Below are 11,924 nucleotides of genomic sequence, written 5' to 3'. Positions count from 1 at the left end.
CGACCGAGCGCCGTTCTTACGGAACTCTGGGAGTATATCTACAAGACCAGATGCAGCGGGCTATGTTGCTAATTAATTACCAAACCCGGTACGGGCCGGGACCCGCTACCCGCCCAAACGGGCCTACCCGCGGGGCCTCACTCCTCGTTGCCCCCCCAAAGTCAGTATTCAAATTGTAGGCGGCACCGTCGGGCTGTTCAAAGGTTGCGGCCGACATCAGCGTCGAGCCCAGCCTCGCCGTGGTAACGGGCTTCGTGTTGACTGACCGGGCGTCACCGTCCAGCAGCACGTTCACGTAGAGCTTATCGCCCCTTTTCTCAATCTCGAAAGTGGGTTGAAAGTCGGGCGCCGCTACGTGCGCCACGTCCTCTTTCCCGGGGGTCGCCCCGCCGTAATAAATGTTTCCGGAAGCGATGTTAGGCTCGCCGGCAATTCCGTAGGCCGCCAGCCCGTAGGCCTGGGTGATGTTCTCCACCTCACTTTCCTCCCCACCGGCCGGTTTGGCGAAGATGTTATTGAAGTAGCGATTGTCACCGCCCTTGATGTCACTGAACCCCGCCACCTGGGTGGAGTGCGGCGCGTGGTAGGGTGTGAACCGGCCCGTGCCTTTTCTGAATTCGAGCTTGCCCGCAAAGATATTATGGGCGAAAGCACCACCCTGTGACCAGTCGCGGAACGACAGCTCGGACAGAAATAAATTATGGTCGACCAAGTAAGGGCCGTGGTTCACCTCGGAGAATAAGTCGTCGGTCGTGTTGTCGTACAGCACGTTGCGGGTCAGGCGGGTGCCCTGCGCCATCCAGTCGATCCAGATGCCCCGGCCGGTGTTGTGGATTCGGTTGTTTTCGATGAGTACGTCGATCGCGGCGTGAATTTTGATGCCCGCCATTTCCGCGCCGGTAAAGGTGCGCTTCGCCCAGATGTCGTAAATGTGATTGTGGGTGATCTGGCTGTAAACCGCCCCGAGACTACCGACGATGCCCGCCTGTCCGCAGTCGAACACCACGTTGTTGCGCACGACGTGCGAGCCAATCGTTTCCTTCGACCAGCCGATCGCCAGGGCCCGGAAGATTACTTCGTTGTAGTGCGTCGCCCCGCCCTTCGCCCGGTTGTGCAGCCAGACGTTGTGGCCGGTCGACCGGTCCTTCCCGAGCGTGATGCCGGTCGATTTGGAGTTGCTGACCGTGTTGTTTTCGATGATCCAACCTTTGCTCCAGTGGGTGCCGATGAGGCCGATCTGTTCGGCGGTCGGGGCGGCCCACTGGGTAGCGGCCTGGTCCATCACGAAGCCGCTCACGGTAAGGTAATTGATGCCGGGCCGGGAGGGGTAAAAACAGCTTTCGCGGACGTTGATCTCTATCAGTTCTTGATTGGGGTCGGAAGCTTGGAAGTTGGCGTAAAAAATCGTGCTGTCCCCGGTTACTTCGGAGTACCAAGTGTAGGTGGAAGCTTCTTGGTCGCGCGCATCGGCGTAGGGCAGGGAGGCCAGTACGTCATCCAGGTTGGACTGTTCGAAGAGGGAGTTACCGTTAAGGTAGACTTCACCGGTGTGGTGGTTGAAACCTTTCTTGTTGAGCCAGTCGCCGGTGAGTATGTCTACGTAAGGATTATAGTCCTTGAACAAGGTATTGGCAACCGCTGCGCGCCAGACGGTGCCGTCGTGAACGGTCCAGCCGGTGATTACTTCCGACCCTTTAATGACGACCCGCTCGCCCGGGGCCGCCCGAAAAACGATCCGGTGCAGCCCGTCCGTACCACCGGTCGGGGGGTCGACGCGTTCCCGGTAAGTGCCTTCGTGGACGGTGATGGTGTCTCCGGGGCGGGCGAGCGCGGCGGCGTAAGCGATGGTCCGGTACGGCTGCGCTGCTGACCCTTCGTTAGTATTGCCTCCGTTGGTTGCTACGTGGTAGTGCGTTGCCGTTACGGCAGGCGTGATGAGCACCGCTAGGGTGAGGAGGAGAAACTTAGCAAAATTCATGATCGGTAGTTGTGGCGTGATCGTGTAAGGGGGCTCGCGATCATCACCCAAATATATAAAGACGGCACGAATCGGTACCTATCCTAATTATGGAACGGTGATCACCTCTACTGCTTCATTATACTGCCGCTACTACCCATATGGTTTGCCCTACCGTTTTATCCTTGCACCCGCGACCGCGCCACCTATTAACTCCACCGCTTCATGTGCGGCGGCACCGTAGTCTTCACGAAATACCAGGCCAGTAAAGCTCCGAAGACCGCGCCGCCGATGTGGGCAAAATGCGCGATGTTATCCCCCGCCAGATTCAGCACGCCGAGCACTAAATCAATGAGGAATAGGAAGGGAATGAAATACTTCGCCGGGAACCCGATGGGGATGAACAGCGGCGATAATTTCGTATTCGGATTCAGCACCGCAAAGGCCGCCGCGACACCGGATACGGCACCGGAAGCGCCCAGCATTGGTGCACCCCGTCGGTAATCCATCATTTGCTGCATCAGTGCGGAGGCCTCGGCCACCACGTCGCCCGAGTAGTCGCCAAAGGCAAATAAATCTTCCAACTCCCCGGCCGCGGTGGCGGCGTTCTGATTGCCGTACACGAGCGCACGGAGGTCGCGGCCGCTAAAAAAAGCGTTAAAATTCTCCAGCGACGGGTCCGCCATGAAGACGTCGTACGCCTGTTGCATCTGCCAGATGCTGATGGTCGGTGAGGCTAGGTGGAAGATTACCGCGCCGGCCAGGGCGACGAAGTAGAGCGTGAGAAATTTCTTCGGCCCGATGCGCTGCTCCACCATCGGCCCCAAAAAGTACAGGCCCAGCATATTAAAGGCCAGGTGCTGAAACCCGTCGTGGCGAAAGGCGTGCGTGACCAATTGCCAAACCTGAAACTTCTCCTCCGAGGGCGGGAAAAGGATCGTCTGCAGGGCAAAATCGGAGTTCGTGCCGAGTGCCTGCACGGCCAGGAAGACCAGTACGTTAGCAATCAACAAATTCTTAACCATCGGGGAAATCGGGGGCATAAGTAAAGTTATTACCCCACAAACAACCGCTCCACCTCACTTAGTTCATACTTCACGAAACACTTATCCCCGTTCGGCGCCCGCCGGGGCTGACCGCAAGCGAAAAGCTGGTTGATCAGGCTGCGCATTTCGGCCACGTCCAGGCCCTGGCCCTTGCGAATCGCCGCGCCCCGCGCGAGCACCCGCGCTAACCTTTCGTGGCCGTTGTTGACCATGTCGACGTTGTCGCGGTACTGCTGCAACAGCCGCTCCAAAATCTCTTTTTCGTTCTGCTTGCCGGCGATCTCGGCGGGGATACCGCGGATGATGAAGCTGTTGCCGCCGAAGGCTTCGACGTCAAAACCGAGTTGCGCCAGGTCGGGCAGCAGATCGTTCATCACCCCGACGTCGGCGTGCGCCAGCTCGATCGTTTGGGGAAACAAACTTTGCTGGCTGGCGGCCGGGCTGTCCTCCAAGTTCGCCAAAAACTTCTCGTACAGGATCCGCTGGTGGGCCGCCCGCTGGTCGATCAGCAGCCAGCCGGACTTGATGGGGCTGACGACGTAGCGCGCGTGAAGCTGGTAGGGTTTGCGGTCCTGGTCGGTCGTCGTTTGCCCCGTTTCGTCGCCGCCACTGACGCGGCTCGGCAGCACGTCGTCGCTTACCTTACTTTGTAATATCTCACCGGTGCCGAGGTCGACGAGGGCGGCGCTAAATTCTTCCGTCGCGTCGAAATCGATCGTGTTTTCAGCCGGTCCGTCCGTTTCGTCGCCACTCAGGCCCCGGTAGAGGTCTTCCCAGTGGCGCAGGTTACTGGCGCGTCGCTGGGCTTCGCTTGCGGGCAGGTTGTTTTGAGCGCGGTCGTCCCGACTAAGTCGGGAGGAGTCAGCAGCGACGCGGGGCGCCGGGGGCGTGTAATCCGCGTTCATCCGGCTCGGCAAAGCTTCCCCCCGTTCCTCGTCGGCGGCCTTGGCGTAGTTCGTCGTTTTCGACGGACTAAACACGTTATCCGTCTCGAAATCAATCGACGGCATGATGCTCGCCCGTCCGAGCCCGTGGCGGATGGTTGCTTTCAGGTAGTTATAGATCATCCGCTCGTCCTCGAACTTGATCTCCTGCTTCGTCGGGTGCACGTTCACGTCGATGCGCGCCGGGTCGATGCGAATGTAGATGACGTAGAACGGGTAACTGTCCTTGCCCAGCAGGTCGTCGTAAGCGCCGATCACCGCGTGGTGGAGGTAGCTCGACTTGATGAAGCGGTCGTTGATGAAAAAGTACTGCCCCACCTTCGACTTACGCGCGCCCTCCGGCTTACCGACGAAGCCGGTGATTTGCAACACGTCCGTGTCCTCGTCGATCGGGACGAGCAGGCTGTCGTACTTACGCCCGAACACCTGCACCACCCGCTGCCGCAGTTTCCCGGCCGGCAGGGCGAGGTCGAGCCGGTCGTTGACGGTCAGGTCGAACCGTACCTCCGGGTAAGCCAGGGCGATGCGGATGAACTCATCGCGGATGTGGCGCAGTTCTACCGTGTCGCTCTTGAGGAAATTCCGCCGGGCGGGGATGTTGAAGAACAGGTTACGAACGGCCATCGTCGTGCCGGGCGCGGCGGCGACGGGCTCCTGGGTTTTTACTTCACTGCCCTCCACGACGATGCGCGTCCCGAGGTCGTCCGGCGCGCGGCGGGTTTTAAGTTCCAACTGGGCGACGGCGGCAATGCTGGCCAGGGCTTCGCCGCGGAACCCCATCGTACGGAGGTTAAAAAGGTCTTCCGCCGTGCGGAGCTTGGAGGTCGCGTGGCGTTCGAGCGACATCCGCGCGTCGATCTCGGACATCCCGCAGCCGTTATCGGTCACCTGAATGAGCGTCTTACCGCTGTCCTTTACCACCAATTCGATCTCGTTGGCCCCGGAGTCGATGGCGTTTTCCACCAACTCCTTGACGACGCTGGCGGGCCGCTGGATGACTTCGCCGGCCGCAATCTGGTTAGCGATGTTATCGGGGAGGAGTTGGACTAGGTTATCCGTCACGTGTGGGGGTTGGTCTTGGTGCCTTGTAAGGACGGCCAAGATACGGAACCTACCGCCGTCGGCCGCCTGCCGTACATTAATTTCCGCCCCCAAACACAACTATTATTGCCGCTCACCTTTTTCCATAAGCGTATCAAAACCAGCCATGCTACAATCAATTTGGGACGACGTCCGCCGCGAATTTAACTTCGGCAATATGATCAACAAGATCATTATTGTCAACGTAGGTATTTGGATCGTGCTGGCGCTGACCAACGTGATTTTCAATATCGTCAACGGGTTTGCTACTTCCCCGGCCTTCGACGGGGTGATGCGCTTCTTTGCCGTCACCTACGACCCGTGGCACCTCATCACCCACCCCTGGACGCTGGTTACGCACATGTTCGTCCACCTCGGCTTCTTCCACATCCTGTGGAACATGCTGTTCTTGCTCTACTTCGGGCGGATTTTCGGGGATTTGTACGGCGACAAGCGCGTCCTGCCACTCTACATCGCCGGCGGCCTTTTTGCCTTTGTTTTCTCTTTCGTCATCATCTACCCTTCTTCGTTGGGTGACAACATTTCGCTCGCCTACGGGGCTAGCGGCGCGGTGGCCTGTATTCTCACGACGATTGGCGTTTTGCAGCCCGAGCATTCCATTCGGCTGATGTTTTTGGGCAACGTCCGGCTGAAGTACATCGTCATGGTGACGATCCTCATCCAGGTCCTCAGCCTCGGTACGCTCGATAACATTGGCGGCACCATCGACCACATCGGCGGCATTGTTTTCGGTATCATCTACGCCATACAACTTCGCAAGGGTATTGACCTGGCCGCCCCCGTCGGCCGCGCCATTTCTTGGGTGGAGAATACCTGGGATCGCATTATCACTCCCTCCAAAGACCACAAACAATCCGGTCCACGGACCACTTACCGCCGGGGGAGTTCCGTCAAGGAGACGGCCCCAAAATCCCGTCCTTCCTTCATGCGCAAGGCGGGGGGTAGCGAGAAGAAATCCACCCGCCAGGGCGGCGACGCCGGCTTGCCCGATAATGGCATGAGCCACCAGGAGCAACTCGACTCTATTCTTGATAAAATAAAGGAAGGTGGTTACAACTCGCTGAATAAGGAGGAGAAAGATTTCCTACTTCGCGCTTCCAACCAGTAACTTGCGCCCGTGTTGCGAACCCTTTTTCACCTTTTGGGGGTTGGCCTGACGGTTATTACCGCCTGTGGCTTACTCGCCCGTTTTGTCTCTCCGGCCGTGCTCTGGCCCCCGGCCGTCATTGCTTTGCTGCTGCCCGGCCTGCTCGCGCTTACGTTAATTTACTTACTCATCGTTGTATTCCTGAAAGATTGGAAATTAGCCATTTTGCCTGTTTTGGTGATGGTAGTGGCTATCCCCCTCATGCCTCAGCTATACGCGTTCAACTTCTCTATTCCGGTAGTCAGCGCCAATGCTGCGACTATTACCGTACTAACCGCCAACGTCCGCCATTTCAAAAACGACGCGCACAAGGGAGTAGGAGTAGAAAAAGGTATAGCATTCATTGGAGAGGTGCGTCCCTCCGTGCTCCTGTTGCAGGAGGCCTGGCGGGGCGGCGGGGCAAAGTACTTTTCCGACCCAGTAAAGGAAGCCAGCGGACTTTCCGTGCGTCACCAGCCCGGCACCGTTGCCCTCGTTACTTTCGGTAACGAATTAGAATTTGTGGACGACCACATGGAAAATAACGTCAACGGCGTGTTGGTATCAGACGTGATGACTGAGTTCGGCAAAGTACGCATCATCAACGCCCATCTGCAATCCAACCGAATTACGGAACTGGTAGGCGAGATCGGAGACGACAAAGACATCGAGCGGGAGGTCAACCGCGCCGGCTCCATGTTCCGCAGCTACGGCAGCGCGGCGGCCCGGCGGGCGCGGCAGGCGATTTACATTCGGGAGCAGATCGACAAGAGCCCCTACCCCGTTATCCTCGGCGGTGATTTTAACGATGTACCATCCTCGTACGCTTACCGTAAAGCACTTTCTCCTCGCCTGCGCGACGCCTGGGTGGAAGCCGGTAGTGGTATCGGGACCACCTTCACCGGGCCCCTGCCAGCCCTCCGGATCGACTTTTTACTGGTGGATACCGCCTTTACCGTGCGGCGCATCGAACGGGTAGAAACGGGTTATTCGGACCATCGTGGTTTGGTGGTGGAGTTAGGAAAGCGTTGACGCGGCCGCGGGTGCATTGAGTAGGTAGTAAAGCAGGGTTTACTGGGCTAATTAGTTGAAATAATCGCGAAATGAGTCACCCGGAAATTCCAAAATAAGGTACCCAGCACCTCACCCGACTCCGGTAAGCCAAATAATCATCCCCGAACCGCCGCGTCAGATCCTCTTCCTCCAATGGCCGCACGACGCAGTGCCAGAGCACCCCCCCGAGCAACGCGTACAGCAAAACCGGCCACGACGTAAGCGCCAGACTCACCGCAATGCCCTGCCCGACCCCCGCGACGGCCATCGGGTTTCTGACGTACCGGTACGAGCCGGCAATGACCAGCCGACTGGTTTGGTCGAGCGGCAACGGCGTGCCATCACCGTCGCGGACCATCACGAACGCGCTCGCCAAGCCGAGCACGCTGCAGAGTAAAAACATACCAACCGCCAACCAAAACGATGGCCCGGAAATAAACGTGGGTGACGTGCCGAACGCCGTCACGATCAAGTAGGGAAACAGGCCCAGCGTGATGAACCAGACGCAGACTGTCTGTACCAGCGTCTTCACCCCGTTTACGCCACGGTTGGTCGTAGTGGACGTCCGAAAGCTATAATTCCCGTACACCAAAAAGAGATTGTAGGCTAGCCCGAGCGTCATCACCGTGGTCGGCAAGAACCCGCTTCCCGTCAGCCAACTCGCGTTGAGACAGTACAAACTTGCGTACCCAAATCCACCGAGAATAACGTACTCCAGCGCCCGACTTTCCCGGTACGCCCGCACAACGGACAGCCCGGCGATCATCACGACGTCGGGAAGCAAGAACGCTTTGAAGGCGACGGGCCCGATGCCAGTAAATTGGAAAGCAGCGAAAAGAGTGGGGCTCACGCTCAGGCCAATCCACCAGAGGGAGATTAGGGTGGCTTGGATGATGTATGCGGTGGGGTGCATGGGGGGTTCGTCTATCCAATGAGGCAGCAGGCGCATTCCACACTCGTTCCTAGGTCCCCAACTTGGATTTGAGCAAACTTATCTCCCTACATATGCAAAGCCCGGTCCCCGGTAGCCGCCAAAGCAGCCTCCTTGAACGCCTCCGTGTAAGTAGGGTGCGCGTGGCTCATCCGCGCCGCATCTTCCGCGCTGGCCCGGAATTCCATTAACGCAACCGCCTCGGCAATCATGTCTGCCGTGCGTGGCCCGACCATGTGGACGCCGATGATCTCGTCAGTATCCGCGTGGCTAATGACCTTTACCATGCCGTCTAAGTCCGAACTTGCGCGGGCGCGGCCGAGGGCTTTGAAGGGGAATTTTCCAGTCTTGTAGGGAATGCCGGCGGCCTTGATCTCTTCTTCAGTTTGGCCCACCGCGGCGACTTCCGGCCAGGTGTAGACGACACCGGGGATGAGATTGTAGTCCACGTGTGGCTGCTGACCGGCCATGGTTTCGACGGCAAATACGCCTTCTTCTTCGGCCTTGTGCGCCAGCATCGCGCCACGGACGACGTCGCCGATCGCGTAGATGTGGGGAACGTTCGTTTCCAGGTGCTCGCCCACGGCGATGCGGCCCTTCTCGTCAACGTCGACGCCGGCTTTATCGAGACCGAGGTTATCGGTATAGGGCCGGCGGCCGATGGCGATGAGGCAGTAGTCCGTGTCGACGACGATGGGGTCACCGCCAGATTTCTTTTCAAAGGTCACCTTTGCACCGGTGTCGCCACCCTGCACGTCCGTCACCTTGTGGCCGAGGTGAAATTTGATACCGGTTTTCTTTAGCGCCCGCATTAGTTCTTTCGAGCAGTCTTTGTCCATCGTGGGGATGATGCGGTCCTGAAATTCAACGACCTGGACTTCCGTCCCCAGGCGGCCGAATACGCTACCGAGCTCGAGGCCGATGACGCCGCCACCGACGATGACCATGCTCTTCGGCACGTCCGTGATGTTGAGCGCCTCGGTGGAGGTGATTACGTGTTTCTTATCGTAGTTCATCGACGCCGGCGTGATGGGCTTGGAGCCGGTGGCGATGATAAAATTCTTGGACGTCAGCGTCTGGTCGTCGCCTTCGTTCATAGCTACGTGGACTTCATTAGGCCCGGAAAACGTGCCGTGGCCGTAGAAAACATCCACGTTATTCTTCTTCATCAGGAACTGGACGCCCTTGACGGTTTGGTCCACCACCTCATTCTTCCGCTCGATCATGCGCGGCATGTCGACGGCCAGATTCTCGATCTTTATCCCGTGGTCCGCAAATTTTTCGTGCGCGGCGTGGTAATGTTCGGAGCTGTCGAGAAGGGCTTTAGAGGGAATACAACCGACGTTCAGGCACGTTCCACCGAGGGCGTTGTAGCGTTCGATGATGGCCGTTTTCATGCCTAGCTGTCCGGCGCGGATGGCCGCTACGTAGCCGCCGGGGCCGCTGCCGATGATGATTAGGTCGTATTGCATGTGTGTAAATTTTGTAGGGAATAGTTGTGATTGGCTCCGGTTCTCTCTCGCGGTTATTGATATTCTGACTGAATCGGAACCGGTGCAGAAACACGAGGGGAGGGCCAAGGTTGAAAGCGCGCAAAGGTAGTTGACCATCAATTTGTCATTACCTGATTCTCGCTCAAATTCAGTTTAAATGTAAGATCACCGTGGTTTTCTCCCTAACTATATAGTGGATAGACTAGATGAACCACCAAAATCGACTTCATGTGCATCCTGTTCCCATGCAGCTTTCCCCCCGCCTCAAATATTATTACCTCCCCTGGGCAACTGGCTTGTTAGTGATGCTTATGGTGAAAACTTTTGCGGCAGACGCTTCCGCAGTGGCTCGTGAAACCCCGGCCCCAGTGAGCAATCAAATTAGATTATGTGCTCAAGAGCCTGAAAAAGCTGCAATAATCACTATGCCTTACTTTCCTGGGTGCCAGGGAGAGGTTGGATATAAAAAACGACAATGCAGCGAAGCTGCGTTACAAATATACCTCAAAGAACACGCTGGCTTCCCTTCCGGCAAAGTCGTTCACCAGACGGCCGGTAATGCTTCCATTGAAATTTGGATCGGACCGGACGGATCGATCAGTAACCACCGAATGATCGCCTCTCCCGGTTACGGCCGTGGAGAAGACTTAAGACACATCGTCACCGATGTGATGGCTAAAGAAATCAAGTGGGAACCTGCGACAATAGATGGCCTACCGGTCACCGTCAGCACGACTGTGCGCTTACATTACAACATGCTTTGGGGCGGGTGACCATCAACCCTTACTCCGGCTTCTTCTTCCCCCGCGGCGTCCGCTTCTTCCGTCGCCCCGAAGAACCACTGGACTTAGACTGGTCACCGGATTTAGATTGATTCCCGGAATCACCACCCTCCGCACGAGGTTTGCCAGCACCGCGCGCGGGCCGTTTACGCGAGCGCGTATTCTTAGGCTTATCTCCACCCTCGGTTGCCGGAGTAGCCTTGGCCGAAGTTTCCTGCTTACCAGAGTCTCCAGCATCGGATTTACCACGTGAGCGCGAAGACCGAGCGCTACGCCCTCCACCAGAACCACCACCGCCCGACTTCTTATTCCGTCGCTTACTCCGCTTCTCCGCCGGTAACTCGATGGCACCGGTGACGTCCTCGTAACCAAACACATCATCGGCTTCCTTGACGACTAACTGGGCAGATTGCAAATCGGCGGGCATATCCCCCGCCTTATTCAGCTTCTGCATCTCGTGCACTTTCTCTACCGGGATGGGGTAAAGCAGCCCCCGATTGTCCTTGTACGTGTAGTACATGATCCCCTTGAAGATATCCGTCTTGATCAGGATCGCCAACCCGGCGTGAGTCTTAATCCGATCAGCCTTTTTCGGGAATACTTCCAGGGCTTCCATGTAAGTATCCAACTCGTAGTTGAGACAGCACTTCAGGCGACCGCACTGGCCGGAAAGCTTGGCATTGTTGATTGCCAGGTTCTGGTAACGGGCGGCGGAAGTATTCACGGCATTGAAATCACTCAGCCAAGTGGAGCAGCACAACTCGCGGCCACAAGTACCGATGCCCCCCAAACGAGCCGTTTCCTGGCGCGGACCGATCTGCCGCATCTCCACCTTCACCCGGAATTGGTGGGAAAATGCCCGAACGATCTGCCGGAAATCCACCCGATCGTCGGACGTGTAGTAAATCGTGATCTTCTTGCCATCACCCCGGTATTCGATGTCGGAAACCTTCATCTTCATGTGGTTCTGGCGCGCGATAACGCGCGCCTGGATCATGGTCGGTTTCTGCAACTCCCGCACTTCCGCGAGCTTCTCCATGTCGCGGAGGTTAGCGCGGCGGATAATCATCTGGGTCACTTTATCTTCCCGGACTTTCTTCTTCTTCATCTGCAGCCGGACGAGGTCGCCGCTCAACGTAATCCGCCCAACGTCGTAACCTTTTTCGTCTTCCACGACGACGTTATCGCCCGTGTGTAGATCAAACTCGGCGGGCGCGTGGCAAAAGCACTGGGTCGTACCGTCATTAAAGGAGACTTCGACGATATCGTTAGCGTAGGGATCGTCGATGCCGAGGTTAGAGAGCCAGTCGTAGGCGCTGCGTTTATTGCAAGCCCCGGTGTTACAGCTACCCTTCGAGCCGCAGCCTTTGGGGGTGCCGTCTTCGTTAGTGCCTACGCCGCATGATGTACATGCCATTTTTTAGTATTTTAGGCGGAAGGGAGTAGGCGGTAGGCTGGTAGGCGGTAGGCAATCGTAGCACACGCTACCGC

9 protein-coding genes are annotated in these 11,924 nt (G+C 57.4%); 3 read left to right on the top strand and 6 right to left on the bottom strand.

Going from position 1 to position 11,924, the window contains the following annotated elements; translation table 11 throughout:
* Window positions 1-76: 76 nt before the first annotated feature.
* From GGR27_RS17170 to mutL, 3 genes are all read right to left on the bottom strand, one after another.
* Window positions 77-1,978, bottom strand: a complete 1,902-nt coding sequence (locus GGR27_RS17170; protein ID WP_168039616.1) for a right-handed parallel beta-helix repeat-containing protein — start codon at window positions 1,976-1,978, stop codon at window positions 77-79.
* 188 nt (window positions 1,979-2,166) lie between these two features.
* A complete protein-coding gene (locus GGR27_RS17165) occupies window positions 2,167-3,000 on the bottom strand; it encodes a rhomboid family intramembrane serine protease (protein WP_168039614.1) in 834 nt (277 codons plus the stop codon).
* A gap of 11 nt (window positions 3,001-3,011) precedes the next feature.
* Complete coding sequence (gene mutL, locus GGR27_RS17160) at window positions 3,012-5,009, bottom strand: DNA mismatch repair endonuclease MutL (RefSeq protein WP_168039612.1); 1,998 nt, start codon at window positions 5,007-5,009, stop codon at window positions 3,012-3,014.
* A 145-nt stretch (window positions 5,010-5,154) separates the two neighbouring features.
* Between mutL and GGR27_RS17155 the strand changes: the two genes are divergently transcribed.
* Window positions 5,155-6,156 carry a rhomboid family intramembrane serine protease gene (locus GGR27_RS17155; RefSeq protein WP_168039610.1) on the top strand — a complete coding sequence of 334 codons (1,002 nt, stop codon included), beginning with the start codon at window positions 5,155-5,157 and terminating at the stop codon, window positions 6,154-6,156.
* 9 nt (window positions 6,157-6,165) lie between these two features.
* On the top strand, window positions 6,166-7,206 hold the full coding sequence (locus GGR27_RS17150) for an endonuclease/exonuclease/phosphatase family protein (RefSeq protein WP_168039608.1): 1,041 nt from the start codon (window positions 6,166-6,168) through the stop codon (window positions 7,204-7,206).
* Between the two features lie 76 nt (window positions 7,207-7,282).
* Here GGR27_RS17150 and GGR27_RS17145 read toward each other — a convergent pair whose 3' ends face one another.
* Together GGR27_RS17145 and lpdA are read right to left on the bottom strand one after the other, a co-directional pair.
* Window positions 7,283-8,140 carry a methyltransferase family protein gene (locus tag GGR27_RS17145; RefSeq protein WP_168039605.1) on the bottom strand — a complete coding sequence of 286 codons (858 nt, stop codon included), beginning with the start codon at window positions 8,138-8,140 and terminating at the stop codon, window positions 7,283-7,285.
* 86 nt (window positions 8,141-8,226) lie between these two features.
* Window positions 8,227-9,630: a dihydrolipoyl dehydrogenase gene (gene lpdA, locus GGR27_RS17140; protein ID WP_168039603.1), complete on the bottom strand. Its 1,404-nt coding sequence runs from the start codon at window positions 9,628-9,630 to the stop codon at window positions 8,227-8,229.
* Window positions 9,631-9,896: 266 nt separating this feature from the next.
* Between lpdA and GGR27_RS17135 the strand changes: the two genes are divergently transcribed.
* A complete protein-coding gene (locus tag GGR27_RS17135; RefSeq protein ID WP_168039601.1) occupies window positions 9,897-10,424 on the top strand; it encodes an energy transducer TonB in 528 nt (175 codons plus the stop codon).
* A 10-nt stretch (window positions 10,425-10,434) separates the two neighbouring features.
* Here GGR27_RS17135 and GGR27_RS17130 read toward each other — a convergent pair whose 3' ends face one another.
* A complete protein-coding gene (locus tag GGR27_RS17130; protein ID WP_168039599.1) occupies window positions 10,435-11,850 on the bottom strand; it encodes a PSP1 domain-containing protein in 1,416 nt (471 codons plus the stop codon).
* Window positions 11,851-11,924 lie beyond the last annotated feature (74 nt).

This window comes from Neolewinella antarctica (genome assembly GCF_011927835.1).
GTDB classification, from domain to species: Bacteria; Bacteroidota; Bacteroidia; order Chitinophagales; family Saprospiraceae; genus Neolewinella; species Neolewinella antarctica.
Note: the sequence above shows the minus strand (reverse complement) of the source record. Positions and strands in the feature narration are given on the sequence as shown.